The following is a 21,505-nucleotide window of genomic DNA, read 5'->3' on the forward strand; positions in this document are numbered from 1 at the left end:
GCACCGAGCACGCAGGTCAGCCGGCGACGACCTCGTCGGCGCAGCCGCGCGGGTCGTGGAGGCGCGCGTGCCACTCCTCCTGGCGAGCCCAGCGCTCCCACTCGCGCGCGAAGCTCTCGCCGTCGCGCGCGATCGCGCGCGCGCGTCGGGCGGCGGCGTCGAGCTCGATCCAGACGCCGTGGTGGGCGAGCGATCGCGAGGCGGGGCTCAGCGCACCGCAGCCTTCGACGACGAGCGGGAGGCGGGCATCCACCGTGCGCCACTCGCCGGGGCGACCGAGCGCCCAGTCCCACGTGCGGTAGCGGCCGTCGCGGCCCTCGGCGAGCGGCGTCAGCAGGTGTGCGATGACGTGCGCCTCGGCGGCCTCGAGGCCATCCCACCCCGGATAGATCTCGTCGAGGCTCAGGATGCGCGCGCCGGTGCGGGCGGCGAGCTCCGTGGCCCACGTCGTCTTGCCCGAGCCGCTGCGGCCGTCGACGAGGGTGACGCGCGGGCGGGCGGGCTCAGCCGATGACGGCACGGAAGCTCCCCGTGAGCAGGGCGGCGCCGAGCGCGGCGACGGAGATGCCGAGGCCGACGAGCACGGCGGCCGTGTCGACGCCGCGCCACGGCGAGGGTCGCACCCAGGTGCGCCGCACGGGGGCTCCGAAGCCGCGCGCCTCCATCGCGATCGCGAGGGCCGACCCGCGGCGGATCGACAGCACCAGCAGGGCCAGCAGCAGCCCCGCGAGGCGGCGGATGCGCCCCCGGTCGCCCGTGCCGCGGGCCCGACGCGCGCGCTCGAGCGTGCGCGCGTCGTCGCGCAGCAGCGTCACGAGCCGCAGGGCCGCGACGGCGCCGAGCACGAAGCGGGCCGGCAGCCGCAGGTTCTGCCCGAGCGCGTCGCCGAGCCGCGTCGCGTCGGGGCGGGCGAACAGCGCGATCGCCGGGATGCCGATCGCGAGCACGCGCAGCAGCGTCGCGAGCGCGACCTCGATGGAGCCGTCGCTGATGCGCACGAGCAGGAACTCGGCGTAGACCCGGCCGCGCTCCTCGCCGTAGAGCAGCAGGGTGAGCGCGGTGAGCGGGGCGCCGACGAGCACGGGTGAGAGGCGCAGCAGCAGCAGGCGCCACGGCACGCCGAGCAGCGGCAGCAGGGCGAGCTGCAGCGCGAGCGCGACCCCGGCCGAGACGACGTCGAGGGTCACGATGAGCAGCAGCGCCGGCAGCAGGCTCGCGGCGATCGCAGCGACGGGGTTGAGGCGCTCGACGAGCGGGCGGCGGGCGTTGCGCGGGGTCTCCACGGCTCGAGGCGCGGGAGCGGGCGCGGGCAGCACCACCTCGCGCGCGCCGAGCGCCGCAATGAGCTCGCGGTCGTGCGTGGCCATCACGACGGCTCCCCCGGCGTCGCGGTGCGCGGCGAGCAGGGCGGCGAGCTCGGCCCAGGTGCGCGCATCCTGCCCGAAGCTCGGCTCGTCGAGCACGAGCACGGGCGGCGCCGTCGCGAGGGCCGTCGCGACGGAGAGCCGCCGCTGCTCGCCGCCGCTGAGCGTGAACGGGCTCGACCCGGTGAGGTGCCGCAGCCGCAGCCGGTCGAGGAGCGGCTCGGCGATCGTGCGGGCCTCGGCGTCGTCGCGGCCGAGCGCGCGCGGGCCGACCTCGAGCTCGGCGCGCACGGTCGGCGCGACGAACTGGTGCTCGGGGTTCTGGAAGACGACGCCGAGGCGGGCGACGAGGGCGCGCGAGCTCCACGAGGCGGGGGCGGGAGAGTCGACGGGCGGCGGCACGGCGAGCAGGGCATCCGTCGCCGTCACCTGACCTTCGGCGGCGTCGAGCAGGCCCGCGAGCGTGAGGGCGAGCGTCGTCTTGCCGGCGCCGTTGACGCCCGTGAGCGCGACGACCTCGCCGGCGCGCACGTCGAGGTCGAGCCCGCGCTGCACGACGGCGCCGCCGGCCGGCCGCACGGCGAGCCCGCGCGCGGCGAGCAGCACCTGCCCCGGCTCGCGAGAGGCGGGGGCGGGATGCTCGGGCGAGCGCCCGGGAACCCACACCCCGCGCGCCGCGAGCCGCTCCCCCTGCTCGCGCAGCACGTCGGCGACGGGCCCGTCGGCCACGACCCGCCCGTGCTCGAGCACGACGACGCGGTCGACGAGCGGCGCCCACACGTCGACGCGGTGCTCGACGACGAGCAGCGTCATCGAGCGGTCGGCGACCAGGGCGGCGACGGCCGCGGCGACCTCGCGCACCCCCGCCGGGTCGAGCTGGGCGGTCGGCTCGTCGAGCAGCAGCGCGCCCGGCCGCAGGGCGAGCACCCCGGCCAGCGCGAGCCGCTGCTTCTGCCCGCCCGACAGCCGCGTCGTGTCGGCGTCGAGCGGCAGGTCGAGACCGACGGCGGCGAGCGCCTGCGGCACGCGCCGCGCGATCTCGTCGGCCGGCACGCCGAGGTTCTCGGGGCCGAAGGCGACATCGTCGCCGGCGCGCGCGAGCACGAGCTGCGCATCCGGATCCTGCAGCAGCAGCCCGACGCGACCACGCGCCGCACCCGGCTCGACGCCGTCCACCTCGAGCGCGCCCGAGCGCACCCCCTCGTCATCGCCGCCGAGCACACCAGCGAAGGCCTGCAGCAGCGTCGACTTGCCGCTGCCGGAGGCGCCGAGCAGCAGCACGCGCTCGCCGGGCTCGACCGTCAGGTCGAGGCCGGCGAGCACGGGCTCGGCGCGGCCCGCGGGCGTGAAGCTCCAGTCGCGCGCGGCGAGCGAGGCGGCGCCGTGCGGGGCGAGCGCAGCATCCGCCGCCTCGCCCCGTCGGGCGTCAGGAATCGGCACGCGCCGCGTGCTCGCGACCCGCCGCGAACCGGCTCAGCGCGCCCGTGCGCGCGAGGCCGCGCACGAGGAGCCACGAGCCGCCACCGGCGAGCAGCGCGCCCGAGACCATAGCGCTCGCGGCGTAGATGACGGCGAACTCGGGGCGCGCGCCGGCGTAGTAGAAGGTCAGATCCATGACGGCCATGCCGACGCCCGCGCCGAGGCCGGCGAGCAGCGCGGGAACGAGACCCCACGCCCGGTAGAGCAGCAGCGCGAAGACGAGCTCGGCGCCGAGACCCTGCACGAGACCCCACTGCACGGCCGTCCAGCCCCAGAAGCCGCCGAGCAGCGCCGACGTCGCCGCGGCGAGCAGCTCGCCGTAGAGCGCCGCGCCCGGCTTGCGCACGACGAGCGCGACGAGCACCGCGGGGAACAGCCAGACGCCGTACAGCAGCGCCTGCAGGCCGGGCAGCGCCGCCTCGATGGGCGCCGTGAGCGGCGAGTAGACGAGGTTCCACACCGTCATGACGAGGCCGCCGGCGACGCCGAGCACGCTCGCGACGACGATGTCGACGACGCGCCAGCGCAGCGACGGTCGGGCCGGGCGGCCGGTGGGGGCGGTGGTGGATGCTTCGGTCGAGACCATGCGGATCGTGCCTTTCGAGAAGGGCGCCACGGTGCGGCGCCGAACGGTTCGGCACGGGTGCGAGATGTCCTCCCTGCGCCGGCATGACCCGGATCAGGTTCGACGGTCGAAGCTTGGAGCAGCTTCCTCTCAGCCCGGCTCACCGGACTCCCGTGTACGCCGCTCAGTGTACGCCCGCCGCCGCCTAGGGTGGTGCGCATGCTCGACGCCTCCGGCATCCGCCGCGCCTTCTCCGCCTACCTCGACCGTCTCATCGCCTCCCTCGAGGCGCGCCCCGAGGTCACCGGCCTCGTGCTCGCCGGCTCGACCGCCGACCGCTCGCGCGTCGACGAGTGGAGCGACCACGACTTCCTCGTGGTCTGCGACAGCCTGCACGCCGCCGAGGCGATGCGTGCCGACGTCAGCTGGCTGCCCGACGCCGACGAGCTCGTCATCGTGGTGCGCGACACCGCGCACGGCGTCAAGGGCGTCTACCGCGACGGGCACGTGCTGGAGTTCGCCGTGTTCGGGCCCGATGAGCTGCGGCTCGCCCACGCCAACGCCTTCGAGGTGCCGCTCGACCGCGGCGGCATCTACACGACCATGCGCGAGGTCGCCGCGCGCCCGAAGCCCGGCACCGAGCTGAGCCCGCTGCAGCACGCGCAGCTCTTCCTCACCCTCGTGCTCATCGGCGTCGGCCGCGCGCGCCGCGGCGAGACGCTCACCGCGGGGCAGTTCATCCGCACCCACGCGCTCGCCCACCTGCTCGCCCTGCATCGGCGCGTCGTGCCCGGCGCGAACGACCCGCGGCTGGACGACCTCGACGTCTACCGCAGGCTCGAGCAGGTGCATCCGGAGCTCGCCGCGCTCATCGAGCGCGCCCTCGAGCGCGACCCGGAGACTGCCGCGCGGGGCCTGCTCTACGTCGCCGAGGCGAGCGGCATCGCCCGCTGGAGCGAGTGGCCCGTGGAGGCGGCCGCGACCGTCAGGCAGCGCCTGGGCTGGAGCGACGACGCGGCCTGACCGGCGCCGCCGGGTCGCCAGCAGGGGGCATCAGTAGGATCGCTCGCATGGAGCTCGCCCTCACCCCGGAACTGCTCGTCGCCTTCGCCACGCTGCTCGTGCTCGAGATCGTGCTCGGCATCGACAACGTCGTGTTCATCTCGATCCTCGCGGGCAAGCTGCCGCCCGAGCAGCAGAACCGGGCGCGCATCGTCGGGCTCTCGCTCGCGATGTTCCTGCGCATCGGGCTGCTGTTCGCCGCCTCGTGGGTGATCACCCTCACCGCCGACGTCTTCGAGCTGTTCGGCATGGGCTTCTCCGGCAAGGACATGATCCTGATCCTCGGCGGGCTCTTCCTGGTCTACAAGGCCGTCACCGAGATCCACGAGCGCCTCGAGGGTGAGGAGGGGCACGCCTCCTCCGGCGGCAAGGCCGTCACCTTCGGCGCCGTCATCGCGCAGATCCTGCTCGTCGACCTCGTGTTCTCGATCGACTCGGTCATCACCGCCGTCGGCATGGTCGACGAACTGTGGGTCATGGTCGCGGCCGTCGTCATCGCCGTCGTCATCATGCTCTTCAGTGCCAAGGCCGTGAGCGACTTCGTCAACCGCCACCCCACGGTGAAGATGCTCGCGCTCGCCTTCCTCGTGCTCATCGGCGCGATGCTCATCGCCGAGGGCTTCGAGGTCAAGATCGACAAGGCGCTCATCTACGGCCCCATCGCCTTCGCGATCGGCGTCGAGATGCTCAACCTCGCCGCCCGCCGCCGCGCCGCGAAGCGCCGCAACGCTGCGCCCGTCGAGCCCGTGCACCTGCGCCCCGTGCTCGTGAAGGAGACGGGCGAGCCCGTCGGCGACCCGAAGCAGTAGCGCGTGCAGACCGAGGCGCACGCCGACCTCACGGCGCTCGTCGGGCGCATCCTCGACGGCGCCGACGACCCGGCGGCGGGGCGTGCGCGACTCGCCCTGCTGCTGTCGGCGGCGCAGACCGTCACGCGCGAGCTCGACCTCACGAGTGCGCTGCAGCGCATCGTCGAGGTCGCGCGCGAGCTCGTCGGCGCGCGATTCGGCGCCCTCGGGGTGATCGCCCCCGACGGCCACCTGGAGCGCTTCCTGCACTCCGGCCTCTCGGCCGAGGAGGCGGCGCGCATCGGCGACCTGCCCACGGGTCACGGCATCCTCGGTGCCGTCATCGTCGACGCGGCGCCGATCCGCCTCGCCCGGCTCGATGCCGACCCGCGCTCGGCCGGCATGCCGGCGCACCACCCGCCCATGGGCGCCTTCCTCGGCGTGCCCGTGCGGGTCGGCGGCGCCGTCTTCGGCAACCTCTACCTCACGGAGCGCTCCGGCGGCGAACCGTTCGACGACCTCGACGAGGCCATCATCACCACCCTCGCCGCGATGGCGGGCACCGCGATCGCCAACTCGCGCCTCTACGAGCGCGCGCAGACCGAGCGACGCTGGCTCGAGGCCTCCGAGCGCGTCATCCAGCGCCTGCTCGCCGGGCGCATGAGCCCCGACGACGTCGCCGAGCTCGCCGAGACCGTGCTCGCCGTCTCCGAGGCGCAGGGCGTGCACCTCGTCGTCGGCGACGACGACGCGGCGCTCGCGGCCACGGCGGGCGACACCGGCGGAGACGGCCCGCGCCTGGAGGTGCCGCTGCTGGGATCGGAGGAGCGGCGCATCGGCACGCTCGCGATCGTGCGGGGGCCCGGCGGGCATCCGTTCGAGGAGGGCGAGCGCGAGACCGCGGAGCGGTTCGCGCGCTCGGTCACGATCGCCCGCGAGCTCGCCCTCTCGCGCATCGACGAGCAGCGCCTTGCGCTCGCCGACGAGCGCGAGCGCATCGCCCGCGACCTGCACGACCACGTCATCCAGAGCCTGTTCGCGATCGGCCTCACGCTGCAGAGCGCTGTCGGCGACCCGATGTCGCCCACGGGCGCCAAGATCGCCGCGCAGGTCGATGCGATCGACGCGACCATCCGGCAGATCCGGCAGGCGATCTACCGGCTCTCCGCTCCCCCGAGCGCCGAGACGTACAGCCTGCGCGCGCGCATCAATACCCTCGTGCGCCAGACCCTCGAGGGCGAATCCCTGGACTCGCGACTGGAGTTCAGCGGCCCCGTCGACACGCTCGTCGACACCTCGCTCGGCGACGAGGTCGCGGCGGTCATCCGCGAGGCGCTCTCGAACGCGGTGCGCCACGCGCGCGCCCGCGCCGTCGCGGTGAGCGTCGCCGTGCGCGGCGCCCAGGTCGTCATCACGGTCACCGACGACGGCATCGGGATGCCCGCCGGAGGTCGACGCAGCGGCCTCGAGAACCTGCGGGCCCGCGCCGTCGAGCTCGGCGGCACCTTCGCCGTCGGCCCCGCCTCGCCGCGCGGCACGCAGCTGCGCTGGGTCGTACCCTGGAAGGCGTCATGAGCGACGATCTGCGGGTCTTCCTCCTCGACGACCACGAGATCGTGCGTCGGGGCCTCGCCGACCTGCTGGCCGAGCAGGACGGCATCGTCGTCGTGGGCGAGGCCGGCGAGGCGACGGGCGCGGCCGAGGCGATCGTCGCCGCCGGCACCACCGTCGCCGTGCTCGACGGCCGACTGCCCGACGGCAGCGGCATCGACGTCTGCCGCGACGTGAAGTCGGCCGACCCGACGATCGGCTGCGTCATCCTCACCTCGTACGACGACGACCAGGCCGTGCTCGGCGCCGTGCTCGCCGGCGCCGACGGCTACCTGCTGAAGGAGGTGCGCGCGACGAGCCTCGTCGAGGGTCTGCGCCGCGTCGCCCGCGGCGAATCGCTGCTCGACCCCGACGTCGTCGCCCGGGTGCGCGCCCGCATGACCGCGGCGAGCGCCGACACGAGCGCAACCTCGCCGCTGACCGCCCTCACCCCGCGCGAGCGCGAGATCATCGCGCTTATCGCCGAGGGGCTGTCGAACCGCGAGATCGCCGGCCGGCTCTACCTCGCCGAGAAGACGGTGAAGAACTACGTCAGCGGCATCCTCGCCAAGCTCGGGCTGCAGCGGCGCACGCAGGCGGCTGTGCTCGCCACCGAGTGGCTGCGGCGGCCGTAGCGCGACGAGGCGGGGCGGCTCGGCGAGGGCTCGTCGCGGCCGCGGCCGGGCATCCGCTCAGGCGACGGGAGCCGCGAGCAGCGCGACGGTGACGGTGCCGCCCTTCGTGGCCTGCGTGCCGACCTGCGCGAAGCCGAGCCGGGCGTGGAAGGCGAGACTGCCCGGGTTCGGCGGGTCGAGGTTGACCTCGCACGTGACCTCGGGCAGCCCTCGCCGACGCGCCTCGGCGAACACCGCCTCGTACAGCACGGGCCCGAGCCCGCGGCCGCGCTCGTTCTCGGCGACGACGATGCGGTCGACGTAGAGGTGCCCGGTGCCGCGCGCCTCGAAGAAGCGGTAGTTCTCGCTGTCGTACGCCGAGCCGGGTGCCATGGCGATGACGAAGCCGACGAGCTCGCCGTCGCGCTCCAGGCCCAGGGCGAGCGCCGCGTGGCCGAGCAGAGCGCGCAGCTCGTCGGCGCTCGTGATCGGCACGGCGGGGTGCGCGGCGTCGTTGAGCGAGGCGAGCGCGGGCGCATCCTCAGCGGTCAGGGGGCGGATGCTCGGGGCGATGTCGGTCACGGAACCTCCGGTTCGGGCGGGGCGAGGCGGCCGACGCGCACCTGGATATGGCCGCCGCGCAGGGAGCGGCCGCGCAGCTCTGCGGCCTCCTGCTCGATCATCCTCCACGGTCGCACGGTGAGGTCGGCGCCGCCGAAGCCGGCGAAGGCGCGCGCGAGGGGCGCGAGCAGGCGGGCGGGGCCGTGCGGCTCCTGCATGTCGACGATCGCCACGCGCGCGCTGGGCCTCGCCGCCGCGAGCGCTCGTCGCCACGCCTCGGCGGGGTCGCTCATGATCGAGAGCGTGTAGGTGGCGAGCACGACGTCGGCGGGGCCGCCGAGGGCGGTGCGCACCGCTTCCGGGTCGAGCGCCGTCGCGTCGGCCTCGAGCAGGCGCACGCTCGCGAGACCCCGCCGCTCAGCGCGGCGGCGCGCCACGGCGAGCATCTGCGGGCTGCGGTCCACGCCGAGCACCCGACCGTCGCGGCCGATCGCGGCGTCGAGCGGCGCGTGGTTGAGACCGGTGCCGCAGCCGAGGTCGAGCACGCGCTCGCCCGGGCGCGGGGCGAGCAGCTCGATCGCCGTCGTGCGCCCGACGCGGTAGACGGGCCAGTCGGCCGACAGCGCGTCGTACAGACGCGCGCCCGAGGAGTACCGTTCACGCGCCACGCCCGGAGCCTATCCGCCGCCGCCCCCAGTAGCCTCAGCGCATGACCGCCCTCGCCGATGCGCCCGCCGACGTCGACCTGCTCGTGATCGGGGGCGGCACCGCGGGGCTCGTCGCCGCGAAGACCGCGGCGGGCTTCGGCGCGACGGCGCTGCTGGTCGAAGCGCACCGCATGGGTGGCGACTGCCTCTGGACGGGCTGCGTGCCCTCGAAGTCGCTCATCGCCGTCGCCGCCGCCGCGCACGACGCGCGCGCGGCGCAGCGCTTCGGCGTCACCGCGACCGACGTGCGCGTCGACTTCGCCGCGGCGATGCGTCACGTGCACGCCGCGATGCACGAGATCGAGCCGGTCGACTCGGTCGAGGCCACCGAGGCCGCCGGCGCGCTCGTCGTCATCGGGCGGGCCCGCTTCACGGGGCCGCGCACGGCCGAAATCGACGGGCGACCGATCCGGTTCGCGCACGCAGTCATCGCGACCGGCTCGGCGCCCGACGTGCCCGAGCTGCCGGGGCTCGACGGCGTCGACGCGCTCACGAGCGACTCGGTGTGGGAGCTCGACGCCCTGCCCGAGCGGCTCGTCGTGCTCGGCGGCGGCGCGATCGGCTGCGAGCTCGGGCAGGCGTTCGCGCGACTGGGCGCGAAAGTGACGCTCGTCCAGCGCAACAAGCGGCTGCTGCCGAAGGAGGATCCGGACGCGAGCGCGCTCATCGCCGCCGCCCTCGCCGCCGACGGCGTCGACGTGCGGCTCGCGACGACGGTCGAGCGGGTCGAGGGGGCGGATGACCGGCGCGCGGGCATCCTGCACCTGTCGTCGGGCGATCGGGTGCCCTTCGATCGCGTGCTCATCGCGCTCGGACGCCGCCCCCGCACGGCCGGCCTCGGGCTCGACGCCGCGGGCGTGCGCACCGACGAGCGCGGCCACGTCGTCGTCGACGGTGCTCTGCGCACGAGCAACCGGCGCATCTTCGCCGCGGGCGACGTGAGCGGACTCCCCCAGTTCACCCACCTCGCCGGCATGGGCGGCAGCGTCGCCGCGACGAACGCCGTGCTGGGGCTGCGCCGCCGCCTCGACCGCGACGCCGTGCCCCGCGTCACCTTCACCCACCCCGAGGTCGGCGCGATCGGGCTGCTGCCCTCGCAGGCCGCCGAGCACGGCTGCACCGTGCACGAGGTGCGGCACAGCCACACCGACCGCGCGATCGCCGAGGGCGAGGAGGACGGCTTCACGCGGCTCGTCGTCGACGGCCGCGGCCGCGTGCGCGGCGTCACGATCGTCGGCCCGCGCGCCGGCGAGTCGCTCGGCGAAGCCTCGCTCGCGGTGCGGCTCGGGCTGCGCACGAGCCAGCTGGCGAGCGCGACGCACGCCTACCCGACCTTCAGCGACGCGCTGTGGAACGCGGCGGTCGCCGACGTGCGCGGTCGACTGCGAACCGGCGCGCTCGCCCGCGCCATCGGCCTGCTCGCGCGGCTGACGGCCTGGCGCAGCCGCTAGCGCAGCGCCCGGTACCCGGCGACCATGCGCTGCACGGCGCTCACGCCCACGAACACGGCCCACACGACGGCGAGCTGCCACGCCCAGAACGGCGCGATGAGCCACAGGCTGTGCACGACGATCGTCTCGGTGCCCTCGGCGATGCGCCCCAGGAACGACAGCGACCGCCCGTCGTCGATGCGGCGCCCGGTGCGCTCGGCGATCGACGAGAACGCCAGGAACGCTGCCCCGTTGACGTAGTACACCAGCAGCACCGCCGCGAACGGCTGCCACGGCGCGTCGTAGGCCGCGGTCACGCCGAGCGCGACGCCGAGCACCGTCGCGCCGTAGACCACGAAGTCGGCCGTGATGTCGAGGAACCCGCCCGCCTCGCTGTCGCTCGACTGCCGGCCGTCGGCACGGCGGCGACGCGCGAGGGCCCCGTCGAGGCCGTCGACGACGCGCGAGACGAGCCACAGCGCGAGCGCAAGCGCCCACAGCTGCAGCGCGGCGGCGACGGCCGAGCCGAGGCCGAGCACGAGGCCCGCGACGGTGAGCCCGTCGGGCGTGATGCCGGGGCGGTCGAGGGCGGCGGCGAGGGCGCCGACCGGGCGGTCGAGCATCGCGCGCACGGGGCGGTCGAGCATCAGGGGCCCTCCTCGGCGGCGGTCCGGGAATCCGTCGCCTGGATGTCGCGGCGGGCGGGTGCCGCCTCCGCCGCCCGGGCGCGGATGCGCGCCGCGCGTCGCCCGCGCCAGGCGACGACGGCGCCCGCGAGCGTGAGGGCTCCGAGCGCGCCGAGCGCGGCCCACGCCTGCCAGTCCAGCTCGAGCCCGAAGGCGCCGAGCGCGACGTAGGCGGCGGTGCCGGGCACGATGCCGAGCGCCGTGCCGAGCGCGTAGTCGCGTCGACGCACCGCGGTGAGGCCCGCGACGTAGTTGATCGCCGTGAACGGCAGCACGGGCACCAGGCGCACGCCGATGACGGCGAGCAGGCCGCGCCGAGCGAGGAGGTCGTCGACCCGGGCGACGCGTGCACCCGTGAAGCGCTCGACCGCGTCGCGCCCCAGTGCGCGGCCCAGCACGAACGCGGCCGCTGCGCCCAGCAGAGCACCGAGGTACACCCACAGCAGCGCCGCGGCGAAGCCGAACGCGAGCCCCGCCGCAACCGAGAGCACGTTCTTCGGCGCGGGCGTCAGCGTCACGGCGGCGTAGCCGAGCGCGAGAGCCGGGCCGCCCCACGGCCCGAGGTCGGCGACGGCCGCCCGCACCTCGTCGATCGAGGGCAGCGGCACGAGCATCCCAACCGCGACGGCGACGGCGACGAACACCATGAGAGCGATCGCGCGCACCACGACCCCTCGGGGGGCGAGCGGGGCTCGACCCGCGGCGTGGAGACCGGCGCGCGGAGGCATCGTGGGTCATTCTAGGAGCGGCCCTGACGATGGCCGCCGCACCGCGACCGATCGAGCGGCGCACCACCGCACCGACCGCCGCACCCAGCAGCACCGCGCAGCCACAACCGCGCACGCCACCACCGCACCTGCACAGCACCTGCACCTCACCTGCACCGATGATCCCGCTCCCGCGGGATCCCGACCATCTGGAGCCACCTTGCACAGCACAGCCCCGCGCCGCGGCGCCGTCGCCGCAGCCCTCGCGCTCGGCCTCGTCGCGCCCCTCGCCGCCTGCTCGGCCGAGCCCGCCTCGAGCGCCGACGCCCAGCAGTACGCCTCGTGGGAGGAGGTGCTCGAGGCCGCCGACGGCCAGACCGTGAAGCTGTGGATGTACGGCGGCGACGAGCAGGGCAACGCCTACGTCAACGACGTGCTCGTGCCCGCGGCCGCCGAGCTCGGCGTGACGCTCGAGCAGGTGCCGATCGCCGACACCCCCGATGCGCTCAACCGCATCCTCAGCGAGGTGCAGGCCGGCGAGACCGACGGCGAGGTCGACCTCGTGTGGGTCAACGGCAACAACTTCGGCACCGGCAAGGAGGCCGGCGCGTGGGAGTGCGGCTGGACGGACCTGCTGCCGAACATGGCGCTCACCGACCCCGACGACCCGCTGCTGCTCAACGACTTCGGCACGCCCGTCGACGGATGCGAAGCCCCGTGGCACAAGGCGCAGTTCACCTTCGTCTACAACAGCGACACCGTCACCGATGTGCCGACGACCCTCGATGAGCTGCTGGAGTGGGCGAAGGCGAACCCCGGGCGCTTCACCTACCCCGCGCCGCCGGACTTCACCGGCTCGGTGTTCGTGCGCGAGGTGCTCTACAGCGTCCACGGCGGCCCCGACGGCGTGCCGCTCGCCTACAGCGAGGAGGACTTCGCCGAACTCACCCCCGCCCTGTTCGAGACGCTGCAGGAGCTCGAGCCGTACCTGTGGCGCGAGGGCACGACGTACCCGCAGAACTCGAACGAGCTCAACGAGCTTTACGCCAACGGCGAGGTCGACTTCACCATGACGTACGGCCCCGCGACCCTGACGGCCCTCGTCGAGGACGGCACCTATCCCGCCGGCACGAAGGTGCTCACGCTCGAGGAGGGCACCGTCGGCAACGCGAGCTTCCTCGGCCTCGCCTCGACCTCCGGCAGCAAGGCCGGCGCCATGGTCGTCGCGAACCTCGCCCTCTCGGTCGAGCAGCAGGTCGCCAAGGCGCAGCCGGACGTGTGGGGCCAGTTCACGGTGCTCGACCTCGACCAGCTCAGCGACGAGCAGCGCGCCCAGTTCGAGGCCCTGCCCGAGTCGCCGGTCGTGCCGAGCTACGACGTGCTGAGCGAGAACGCCAACCCCGAGCTCGCGTCGGCGTGGGTCACGCCGATCGACGAGGAGTGGCGTCGGCTCGTGCTGACGCAGTAGTCGGGCCGCGACGCATGCTGACCACCCCGCTGCCGGGCGCCGACGCGCGCGCCCGGCAGCGGGCATCCCGCGAACGATGGGTGGGGCTCGCGATGGTCGCGCCCGCGCTCGCCGTCGCGGGTGTCGTGGTCGTCGGCGGCATCGGGATGTCCGTGGTGCAGAGCGTCGGGCTGCTGCCGCTGGTCGGCGAGGCCCGCTTCACGCTCGACGCCTACGTCGCGAACGGCGACGAGCTGCTCACGGGCCTCGCGCTGTCGCTCGGCATCGCCACGGCCTCGACCCTGCTGTCGAGCGTCATCGGGCTCGCCGCCGCCGTCATCATCACGCAGGGCCGCATCACGGGGCGCCTCGTCGCGGGGCTGAGCGCCGTGACGATCCCGGTGCCGCACCTCGTCGGGGCGGCCGCCGTCGGCCTGCTCGTCGCCGACTCCGGGCTGCTGCCGCGCTGGTTCGGCGTCGAGCCGGGGGCGTGGCCCGACCTCGTCGGCGGGCCCTGGTGGGTCGCCGTCGTGCTCGAGTACACATGGAAGGAGTCGGCGTTCATCGCCCTCGTCGTCGCCGGGGTGCTCGCCACGCGCGTCGCCCGCTACGACGAGACGGCCGCGCTGCTCGGCGCCTCGCGCGCTCGCCGGCTGCGGCACATCGTCATCCCGCTCGCGACGCCCGCCGTCATCGTCAGCGCGATCATCGTCTTCGTCTACACGTTCGGGTCATACGAGGTCGCCTGGTTGCTCGGCCGCCCCTACCCGGAGCCGCTGCCCGTGCTCGCGTTCCGGCTCTTCAACTCGATCACCCTGACGTCGCGGCCGGAGGCGGCCGCGGTCGCCGTCATCACGACCGTCGTCTCGCTGCTGGCCGTCGCGGTCGGCATGGCCCTGCTGCGGCGCACGCCGCTGTGGAGGTGAGCGCGCCGTGGCGATGATGATCCCGTACGGGCAGCGCATCACGCCCGATGATCGCACGACGACCTCGCGCGGGCTCATGCGGCCCCGGCCGGGCGGCCGGGCGCTGCGGGTCGCGGTCGCGACGGTGCTCGCGCTGTGGTTCGCGCTGCCGCTCGTGCCCCTGCTGCTGTGGGCGGTGGCGAACCGCTGGTCGTTCCCGGCACCCCTGCCCACGGCGTGGGGCGTCGACGGCCTCGTGACGGCGCTCGAGCAGGGAGCCGCGCCCGCCTTCGGTCGATCACTGCTGCTCGGCCTCGCGGTGGCCGCGATCGCGACGCCGCTCGGCGCGCTCGCGGCTCGGGCTCTGACCCGCGGCATCGTGCCGGCGCCGCGCCTGGTGAGCGCACTGCTGCTGGCCCCGCTGGCGTTGCCGGCGTTCGTGGCCGTCATGGGGCTCACGGTGCTGCTGCTGCGCGCGCGGGTGCCGGCGACCCTCGCGGTGCTGCTGCTGCTCGTCGCGGCGGCGCTGCCCTACACCGTGTACACGATGCGCGTCGCCTACGCCGCGCACGACCTGGCGTACGAGGAGGAGGCGCGCACGCTCGGCGCCTCGCGCCTCGCGGTGCTCGTGCGCGTGCACCTGCCGCTCGTCGCGCCGGGTCTGGCGCGCGCGGCGTTCCTCGCCTTCCTCGTCGGCTGGAGCGACTACGTCGTGACGGTGCTCGTCGGCGGCGGCTCGCTCGTGACCCTGCCGCTGCTCGTCGGCTCGTACGCGGCGGGCGTCGGCAACGAGGCGATCGTCGCGGTGCTGTCGCTCGGCGCGATCGTGCCGCCGCTCGTGCTGCTGCTCGCGCTCGGCCGCTTCGGCCGCCGCTACCCGACGGCTCGGTTCACCGGCCCGACGCCCAGTCGCTCTCCGAAAGGATCGCCGTGAGCGCCTCCCTCACCCTCGACTCGCTCGTGAAGGTCTTCGACGATCCGGCTCGACCCGCGGTCGACGGCGTCTCGTTCGCGGTCGCCCCAGGCGAGTGCCTGGCGATCCTGGGGCCCTCCGGCTCGGGCAAGTCGACCGTGCTGCGCTCGATCGCGGGCCTCGACGTGCCGAGCGCGGGGCGCATCCTCGTCGACGGCACTGACGTCGCGGGCCTCGCGCCGGAGCGCCGCGGCATGGCGATGGTCTTCCAGCGCCCCCTGCTCTTCCCGCATCTGAGCGTGCTCGACAATGTCGCCTTCGCCGCGACGGTCGCCGGCCAGCCGAAGCGCGAGGCGAGGGCGGATGCGACCCAGTTCCTCGAGCTCGTGCAGCTGGCGGGCTTCGGGTCTCGGCCGGTCACCGCGCTCTCCGGCGGGCAGGAGCAGCGCGTCGCCCTCGCCCGCGCGCTCGCCGCCCGGCCCCGCGTGCTGCTGCTCGACGAGCCGTTCAGCGCCCTTGACCCGCAGCTGCGCGGCGACATGCACGTGCTGCTCGCGGCGATCCGCGCGCAGCTCGCGCCGACCGTCGTCATGGTCACGCACGACCGCGACGAGGCGGCGGTCGTCGCCGACCGCGTCGCTCTGCTGCAGCGCGGGCGCCTGCTGCAGCACGACACGGTCGAGCGGCTCTACACGCGACCGGACTCGCTCGAGGTGTCGAGGCTCATGGGCGGGCGGAACGAGCTGCCCGGCACGGTCATCGGCGGCGTGCACCGCTCGGCGGCGGGCGGGGTGCCCGCCCCCGAGGGCGAGACGTGGGCCGAGGGGTCGGGCGTGCTCGTCGTGCGGCAGGAGGCGCTGCAGGTGGCCGCGGCAGGGGCATCCGCCCCCGAGGGGTTCGTGGCGCTCGCCGTCGTCGTCGCCGACCGGCGGGCGCGAGGGCCGCGCGCCGAGCTCGAGCTCGCCGTCATCACAGACGACGCACCGGATGCCCGGCCTGACTCGCTCGGCTCGACGCGGCTGCTCGCCGAGGTGCCGGCGAGTCGCCCGCTCGCGGTCGGCGACAGGGCGACGGTGCTCGTGCCGCGCTCGGCGTGCACGGTCGTAGCGGGGTAGCCCCCACCCCCGCCGTGCACGGTCGTAGCGGGGTAGCGCCGCCCCTGCGCTCGACGTGCACGGCCATTCCATTCCTGGTGGCCAGCCTCGCTGCGCACTGCGCCGATTCTGGTGGCCGGGCTGCGCGAGCACTGCCGTCGCGCTGACAACCGGCCGGGCCCTGTCACGCGCCTCGGACCCGCCAGGTCACCTCGACTCCGCAGACTCTGCGAACGGCGGAAGATCGCGAATGCGATTCTCGTTCTTCCGAACTTTGCAGAGTCTGCCGACGTCAAGGAACCGCGCAGGCGCTCGCGGCGCCGCGCAGCCGCTGAGCGAGGGGCCGGTTCGCCGCCGGCTGGCGGCGGCGACAGGGAGATGCGGTGGCGCAGTCGCCCAATCGCGCGGCGGCGCAGCAGCGCTGCGGCGCGGTGGCGCAGGGACGCAGCGGCGCGGTGGCGCAGCGGCACAGCGGCGCGGTGGCGCAGCGGCACAGCGGCGCGGTGGCGCAGCGGCGCAGCCGCGCAAGGGCGCAGCGGCGCAGCCGCGCAAGGGCGCAGCGGCGGGCCTACCAGCGCGACGCGTTGCCCGCGACGAGCTCGTCGGCGCGGCCGTTGGTGATGCCGCGGCTGCGCTCGCCCTTGGGCTCGAGCGGCAGCAGCTTTCGCAGGCCGATGTTCTCGATCGGGTCGAGCACCGAGTGCTGGGCGCACGCCGGCACGAGCTCGCCCGTCTCGGGGTGCGCCATCGCGTACATGCAGGCGCCGAGTCGCTCCTGGGTCTCCTTGAGCTTCGGGTCGTCGGCGACGATGCCCTTGCGCATCATCTCCCAGGCGGGCTTGACCTGCTCGGCGTCCATGAAGTTGTGCACGACGAAGGTCTTGAAGCTCACCTTCCCCTTCCGCGCCGCGCGCAGCACCGCGCGGAGCCCGCCGCCGCGCCGCACGATGCGGCGCAGCAGGCCGACGAGCGGCACGATGTCCTGCGGGTGGCTGAGGATGGCGCGGATCACCTTGACGGTGAGCGCCCATCGGGGGATGTCGCCGAAGATCATGCCGCCGTAGTGCTGGAGGAAGCGGTCGCGCGCCGCGATGTCCTTCGGCTCGTCGGCGTCGAGCACGGAGGCGAACCGGCCATCGACCATGACGCCCACCGTGTGGCGGTTGCAGCGCGGGTCACCGAACTGCACCGCCTTGTGCGGCAGCTTCTGGCCGGCTCCGGCCTCGATGCGCTCCCAGACGGCGTCGATCGTGACCTCCTGGAAGTTCTCCTTCCAGCGGCGGTCGTCGCCGATGAACGCGGCGGGCTGGAACGACATCATGTCGTACGGCATGCGCAGCACGTCGCGCGTGACCTGCTCGACCTCGTCGAGGTTCGTCGGCGTGACCGTCATGTTGTGCGCCAGGTACGACTGCACGCCCGTCTGCGCCTTCAGGTCGATGAACATCTGCGCGAACTTCTCGCGGAACGGGTTCAGCTCGGCCTCGCTGCGCGGGCGCACGGCCCCCCGACGCCCGCGCATGAGCGAGTCGAAGTGCGCGGCGAATGACACCTTCGTGAAGGCGGGCTTGCCGTCGTCGTCGAGCACGACATCCAGCAGGTAGTCGTAGTCGAAGTCGCCGTGCGTCATCGACATCGGCTCGCGGCCGACCGCGCGCATCGCCTTGAGGGTGTCGCGGTGCGCCTTGGGAGGCAGAAGACTCACCTCGCCGCCGATGAGCTGGGCGTGGGCGCGCGGCCCGCGGATCTGCCGCAGCAGCCCCATCTGCTTCGTCACCTCGGTCACGGTGTGGTCGCCGTCGATGCGCACCTTGTTGGCGTCGGCGGAGTGGTAGCAGGGCGAGCAGGTCAGGTTGCACTTCGGGAAGACGCCGTGCGTGCCCTCGCAGCCGACCGCGCAGCGGCCCAGCAGCTGCTCGGGCGTCTTGGCGTGCTCCGGCAGCTCGGCCCAGCGCTTGTCGAGCGCGGCGCGCGTCTCGGGGTGGATCGGCCTGGTCTCGAGCTCGAGACGGCGGGCGAAGGCGGCGATCGACACGTGGGGCTCCTCGGTTCAGGGCTGACGCGGCCGGGGGCGGCGTGGCGTCAGTCTAGGCACGAGGGGTTCGGAGCCGAGAGCGTCTCGGATGGGGCGCGCCGGGCCCGACCTCAGCGGGGCTCGGTGCGCACGTTCGCCGCAAGCCATGCGACGGGGTCGACGGGCGAGCCGCCGAGGTGCACCTCGAAGTGCAGGTGCGCTCCGGTGCTCTGCCCGGTCGAGCCGACCGCGCCGATGACCTGGCCGACCTCGACGGCCTGCCCCACGCCGACCGGCACCGAGCCCGACTGCAGGTGGGCGTAGAGCGTGCGCACCGCCTGGCCGTCAATGACGTGCTCGACCTCGACCTTCATGCCGAACGTGCCGTCGTAGCCGGCGGCGACGACGACGCCGTCGGCGATGCTCGCGACGGGCGTGCCGGCGCCGGGGGTCCAGTCGACGCCGTGGTGGTCGGTCGAGCATCCGGCGCAGGGGGCGGTGCGGTAGCCGAAGCCGTCGGTCTGCGGGGCACCGGGGCCGAGCGGGTAGACGACGGGAGGGGTCCAGGTGATCGAGAACTCGTCGCGCCCGGCGAGGGGCGCCTCGACCTGCTCGCTGACCGCGAAGGTTTGGGGCCGCGGCAGCGCGGCCGCGCGGGCCTCGTCGTCGAGCGTGCTGCCCAACGCGGCCACGCCGTTGCCGGCGAGCACGCTCGCGGCGACGATCGCGATGCCGCCGGCGATCAGCTGCTCGCGCCGGTGGTGCGGGTCAGGCTGGCGGTGGGCGAGCGCGCGCCGGCCGCGGCGGGGCGGCGGCACGGTGAGCACCGGGTCGAGCACGAACTCGGCGGGCGACTCGGGCACCGCGGTCTCGGTGGTGCGGGTGGGGGTCGGGGCGCCGGAGCGCGCGCGGAAGAACCAGGGCGGAGTGGGCATGGAGCGTGGGGCTTTTCTCGTAGTCAGCCGACGCGACGGATCAGCTGGTCGATAACGGGCAGTGCACGTCGTTGCGCATTCGCACCCACGCTGGAGGGCGGGCGTCAGGAGGTCACGGCACCGCACCCGGCGGACTCATCACACCGGGGATGCTCTCCCCTGCGGCTGTCGGAGCCGCTCTTCCAGGGTGCGGGGCCGAACCTGGCAAAAGCCTGGCAATGGTGAGCGGCGCTCCGTCGAGGTTCGCTCGAACGAACGTCACGATCGATGGCGGATGCCCCGCCGAGCTCAGGCGAGCGTCGTGCCGAAGGTAAGCCCGAGGGCGTAGGTCGCGGCGGCCGCGCCGTATCCGATCGCGAGCTGCCGCACCGCCCGCCGCCACGGGGAGGCGCCCGAGAGCACGCCGACGATCGTGCCGGTGACGAGCAGCGCGAGCCCGACGAGCACGGCGGCCGTGATGACGGCGGTGAGCCCAGACAGGCCCAGGAGGTACGGCACGACCGGGACCACGGCGCCGCTGGCGAAGAAGCAGAAGCTCGACGCCGCCGCCCCCCACGCCGAGCCGACCGCCTCGTGCTCGTCGTCGAGCGCGACACGGGCTCGAGTCTCGGCCGCGCGCGCGGCCGCGACGGTCGGGTCGTACGAGGCGACGACCTCGCGCGCGTGCGCGAGCGCCTCCTCCTCGCTCATGCCGCGCGCCCGGTAGACGAGGGCGAGCTCGTTGGCGTCGACGTCGAGGTGCGGCACCGCGGTATGCGCGTCGGGGTCGGGGGTCGAGGCGTCGAGCAGCTCGCGCTGCGACCGCACCGACACGTACTCCCCCGCCCCCATCGACAGCGCGCCGGCGAGCAGGCCCGCGATGCCGGTGAAGAGCACGGTCGAGGCGGGCACGCCGGTGGCGCCGATGCCGAGCACGAGGGCGAGGTTCGACACGAGGCCGTCGTTGGCGCCGAAGACGGCGGCGCGGAACGTGCCCGAGAGCCGCTGCCGCCCGCGCGCGGCCAGCCCCCGCACGACCTCCTGGTGGATGCGCTCGTCGGCCGCCATCGCCGCCGTCGCGTGCGCATCCGCCTCGTAGGGCGAGCGCGACTCGGCGCGCTGCGCGAGGGCGAGCACGAACACGCTGCCGAAGCGCCGGGCGAAGAAGCCCAGGATGCGCGTGCGCACCGACACGGCGGGAACGCGGGCGGCCTCGTCACCCAGCAACGACATCCAGTGCGCCTCATGGCGGCCCTCGGCGTCGGCGAGCGCGAGCAGGATCGCGCGCTCCTCCCCCGCGCGGCGACGGGCGAGATCGCGGTAGACGGCCGCCTCGGCCCGTTCGTCGGCCAGGTAGCGCCGCCAGCGCCGGATGTCGGCGCGGCTCGGCTGCTCGGGCGCGGTCGGGTCGGTCACGCGGTCAGTGTGCCAGCGCGGATGCTCCCGCCGCAGTTCGGCCGCCCGAAACACCGGCGCGGCTCAACACCGCTCAGCGCGCCGGGCGCGGCGGCTCACCAGCCCCAGGTGCCCGCGCCGCCCTTGAACGGCCCCACGATGGTCGAGGTGATCCAGCCGCCGTAGAAGTCGCCCTCCTGCGCCTGCACCACCTCGCCGTCAACGGTGCAGCGGTCCATCCGGCCCGGATACACCGAGACGTAGCCGGCGATCTGCTCGAAGCCTCGGCTCGGCTGCGGGTAGTACCAGGCCGCGCGCTGCGCGACGCGGTCACCGCTCACGACGTCGGCGTAGGCCGCGCGCCCCTTGAACTCGCAGAAGGTGGAGCCCTCGATCGGGCGCAGGGCGCCGTCGACGAAGTCCTCCGGCGGCAGGTAGTACGCCGGCGGGTGGCTGGTCTCGAGCACGCGCATCGCGCGCGTCGTGTCGGCGACGACGCGCCCGCCGAGCTCGATCGTGACGCGGGCGTGCACGGGCTCGACCCGGGGAGGGCGGGGGTAGTCCCACACCGACTCCTGCCCGGGGCCCGGCTCGATGCGGCGAGGTCGTGCCATGTCAGAACCCGAAGTCGCCGAAGCCGCCGCCGTCGAAGCCGCCGCCATCGAAGCCGCCGGCGTCGAAGAAGCCGCCGTCGCCGCCCGCCGCGTCCGCGCCCGGGTCGGCGGCGCCCGCATCCGTCGCCCCGGCGTCACCGGCGCCCCCGTCATCACCGGCACCGGCGTCGCCCGCCTCGGCGCCGCCGGCGTCGATCGGAGGCAGGAAGGCGCTGACGAGGGCGGAGGCGACGACGTACCCGGCCACCGTGCCGAGCAGCGAGGCGCCGAGCATGCTGCCGAACGAGGGGCCGGCGAACGAGCGCTCCATGGTGCCGGGCTGGCGCAGCTCGCTGCGGGTCGCAGCCTGCGCGAGCGTCGTCGGCTGGTCGTCGCGCGGCGCCTCCCCCGCGGGAGCCTCGGCCGTCAGCCGCTCGAACACGAGTCGGCGCTGCTCGGGGGTGAGCTTCGCGAAGGCCTCGGCGTGCACCTTCTCGATCGTCTCCGGCGGTGCCGTCTCGAGGAGGTAGCGGTAGCGCTCAACGGCGCGCTCGTCGTCGCTGCGCACGGGCCGCGGCGGCGGCGATTGCTCGGGCTCGGGGGTGCGGGCGCCGAAGAGGCGGTCGAAGAAGCTCATGGGTCGCTCCGGAGTCAGATTGGGGGCCCCGAGGCGGGGC

Annotated in this window: 21 protein-coding genes and 1 riboswitch; of the genes, 9 read left to right on the forward strand and 12 right to left on the reverse strand. The window is 74.7% G+C overall.

Annotated elements, in window-relative coordinates:
* Positions 1 to 16 precede the first annotated feature (16 nt).
* From ID804_RS10510 to ID804_RS10520, 3 genes are read right to left on the reverse strand one after another with little or no spacing between them, the layout of a single operon-like run.
* Positions 17 to 520 (reverse strand): nucleoside/nucleotide kinase family protein, encoded by a 504-nt coding sequence (locus ID804_RS10510; RefSeq protein ID WP_169079887.1) that lies wholly within the window; start codon positions 518 to 520, stop codon positions 17 to 19.
* On the reverse strand, positions 504 to 2,804 hold the full coding sequence (locus tag ID804_RS12450; protein ID WP_169079889.1) for an ATP-binding cassette domain-containing protein: 2,301 nt from the start codon (positions 2,802 to 2,804) through the stop codon (positions 504 to 506). Before ID804_RS12450 ends, ID804_RS10510 begins: the two co-directional genes overlap by 17 nt.
* Positions 2,791 to 3,429 (reverse strand): ECF transporter S component, encoded by a 639-nt coding sequence (locus ID804_RS10520; protein WP_169079891.1) that lies wholly within the window; start codon positions 3,427 to 3,429, stop codon positions 2,791 to 2,793. The genes ID804_RS12450 and ID804_RS10520 overlap by 14 nt, the downstream gene beginning before the upstream one ends.
* A 53-nt stretch (positions 3,430 to 3,482) precedes the next feature.
* A riboswitch (TPP riboswitch) is annotated at positions 3,483 to 3,593 on the reverse strand.
* Positions 3,594 to 3,627: 34 nt separating this feature from the next.
* Between ID804_RS10520 and ID804_RS10525 the strand changes: the two genes are divergently transcribed.
* The 4 genes from ID804_RS10525 to ID804_RS10540 are packed head-to-tail and all read left to right on the forward strand — an operon-like array spanning position 3,628 to position 7,483.
* Positions 3,628 to 4,431, forward strand: coding sequence for a hypothetical protein (locus ID804_RS10525; protein WP_169079893.1), 804 nt, complete (start codon positions 3,628 to 3,630; stop codon positions 4,429 to 4,431).
* Positions 4,432 to 4,478: 47 nt separating this feature from the next.
* Positions 4,479 to 5,279, forward strand: coding sequence for a TerC family protein (locus ID804_RS10530; RefSeq protein WP_169079895.1), 801 nt, complete (start codon positions 4,479 to 4,481; stop codon positions 5,277 to 5,279).
* Between the two features lie 3 nt (positions 5,280 to 5,282).
* Positions 5,283 to 6,833 (forward strand): GAF domain-containing sensor histidine kinase, encoded by a 1,551-nt coding sequence (locus ID804_RS10535; protein ID WP_169079897.1) that lies wholly within the window; start codon positions 5,283 to 5,285, stop codon positions 6,831 to 6,833.
* Positions 6,830 to 7,483 carry a response regulator gene (locus ID804_RS10540; protein ID WP_169079899.1) on the forward strand — a complete coding sequence of 218 codons (654 nt, stop codon included), beginning with the start codon at positions 6,830 to 6,832 and terminating at the stop codon, positions 7,481 to 7,483. The genes ID804_RS10535 and ID804_RS10540 overlap by 4 nt, the downstream gene beginning before the upstream one ends.
* Before the next feature lie 57 nt (positions 7,484 to 7,540).
* Here the strand turns inward: ID804_RS10540 and ID804_RS10545 are convergent, their stop codons facing one another.
* Both ID804_RS10545 and ID804_RS10550 read right to left on the reverse strand, forming a co-directional pair.
* Positions 7,541 to 8,044: a GNAT family N-acetyltransferase gene (locus tag ID804_RS10545; protein ID WP_317451268.1), complete on the reverse strand. Its 504-nt coding sequence runs from the start codon at positions 8,042 to 8,044 to the stop codon at positions 7,541 to 7,543.
* A complete protein-coding gene (locus ID804_RS10550) occupies positions 8,041 to 8,691 on the reverse strand; it encodes a class I SAM-dependent methyltransferase (protein ID WP_169079901.1) in 651 nt (216 codons plus the stop codon). Before ID804_RS10550 ends, ID804_RS10545 begins: the two co-directional genes overlap by 4 nt.
* A 41-nt stretch (positions 8,692 to 8,732) precedes the next feature.
* On the opposite strand from ID804_RS10550, the gene ID804_RS10555 reads away from it, so the two are divergent.
* Complete coding sequence (locus ID804_RS10555; RefSeq protein ID WP_169079903.1) at positions 8,733 to 10,181, forward strand: dihydrolipoyl dehydrogenase family protein; 1,449 nt, start codon at positions 8,733 to 8,735, stop codon at positions 10,179 to 10,181.
* Here the strand turns inward: ID804_RS10555 and ID804_RS10560 are convergent.
* A complete protein-coding gene (locus ID804_RS10560) occupies positions 10,178 to 10,807 on the reverse strand; it encodes a CDP-alcohol phosphatidyltransferase family protein (RefSeq protein ID WP_169079905.1) in 630 nt (209 codons plus the stop codon). The genes ID804_RS10555 and ID804_RS10560 overlap by 4 nt on opposite strands.
* Positions 10,807 to 11,511, reverse strand: a complete 705-nt coding sequence (locus tag ID804_RS10565; RefSeq protein WP_317451269.1) for a TVP38/TMEM64 family protein — start codon at positions 11,509 to 11,511, stop codon at positions 10,807 to 10,809. Before ID804_RS10565 ends, ID804_RS10560 begins: the two co-directional genes overlap by 1 nt.
* Before the next feature lie 262 nt (positions 11,512 to 11,773).
* On the opposite strand from ID804_RS10565, the gene ID804_RS10570 reads away from it, so the two are divergent.
* From ID804_RS10570 to ID804_RS10585, 4 genes are read left to right on the forward strand one after another with little or no spacing between them, the layout of a single operon-like run.
* The gene (locus tag ID804_RS10570) at positions 11,774 to 13,021 is read left to right on the forward strand and encodes an ABC transporter substrate-binding protein (RefSeq protein ID WP_211161222.1); all 1,248 of its coding nucleotides are present in this window, start codon (positions 11,774 to 11,776) and stop codon (positions 13,019 to 13,021) included.
* A 14-nt stretch (positions 13,022 to 13,035) separates the two neighbouring features.
* Complete coding sequence (locus tag ID804_RS10575; protein WP_169079909.1) at positions 13,036 to 13,926, forward strand: ABC transporter permease; 891 nt, start codon at positions 13,036 to 13,038, stop codon at positions 13,924 to 13,926.
* 13 nt (positions 13,927 to 13,939) lie between these two features.
* Entirely contained in the window at positions 13,940 to 14,839 is a 900-nt protein-coding gene (locus tag ID804_RS10580; RefSeq protein WP_211161233.1) for an ABC transporter permease, read from the forward strand.
* Entirely contained in the window at positions 14,836 to 15,933 is a 1,098-nt protein-coding gene (locus ID804_RS10585; RefSeq protein WP_169079911.1) for an ABC transporter ATP-binding protein, read from the forward strand. Before ID804_RS10580 ends, ID804_RS10585 begins: the two co-directional genes overlap by 4 nt.
* A gap of 547 nt (positions 15,934 to 16,480) precedes the next feature.
* Here the strand turns inward: ID804_RS10585 and ID804_RS10590 are convergent.
* The 5 genes from ID804_RS10590 to ID804_RS10610 all read right to left on the reverse strand — a co-directional run bounded on the left by ID804_RS10590 (position 16,481) and on the right by ID804_RS10610 (position 21,465).
* A complete protein-coding gene (locus tag ID804_RS10590) occupies positions 16,481 to 17,947 on the reverse strand; it encodes a radical SAM domain-containing protein (RefSeq protein WP_188219200.1) in 1,467 nt (488 codons plus the stop codon).
* A gap of 110 nt (positions 17,948 to 18,057) precedes the next feature.
* Positions 18,058 to 18,861 carry a M23 family metallopeptidase gene (locus tag ID804_RS10595; RefSeq protein ID WP_169079913.1) on the reverse strand — a complete coding sequence of 268 codons (804 nt, stop codon included), beginning with the start codon at positions 18,859 to 18,861 and terminating at the stop codon, positions 18,058 to 18,060.
* Positions 18,862 to 19,149: 288 nt separating this feature from the next.
* The gene (locus tag ID804_RS10600) at positions 19,150 to 20,256 is read right to left on the reverse strand and encodes a VIT1/CCC1 transporter family protein (RefSeq protein ID WP_169079915.1); all 1,107 of its coding nucleotides are present in this window, start codon (positions 20,254 to 20,256) and stop codon (positions 19,150 to 19,152) included.
* 95 nt (positions 20,257 to 20,351) lie between these two features.
* Positions 20,352 to 20,849 (reverse strand): DUF427 domain-containing protein, encoded by a 498-nt coding sequence (locus ID804_RS10605; RefSeq protein ID WP_169079917.1) that lies wholly within the window; start codon positions 20,847 to 20,849, stop codon positions 20,352 to 20,354.
* A gap of 1 nt (position 20,850) precedes the next feature.
* On the reverse strand, positions 20,851 to 21,465 hold the full coding sequence (locus ID804_RS10610) for a hypothetical protein (RefSeq protein ID WP_169079919.1): 615 nt from the start codon (positions 21,463 to 21,465) through the stop codon (positions 20,851 to 20,853).
* Between the last annotated feature and the right edge of the window lie 40 nt (positions 21,466 to 21,505).

The organism is Microcella alkalica (assembly GCF_014595885.1).
GTDB classification, from domain to species: domain Bacteria; phylum Actinomycetota; class Actinomycetes; order Actinomycetales; family Microbacteriaceae; genus Microcella; species Microcella alkaliphila_B.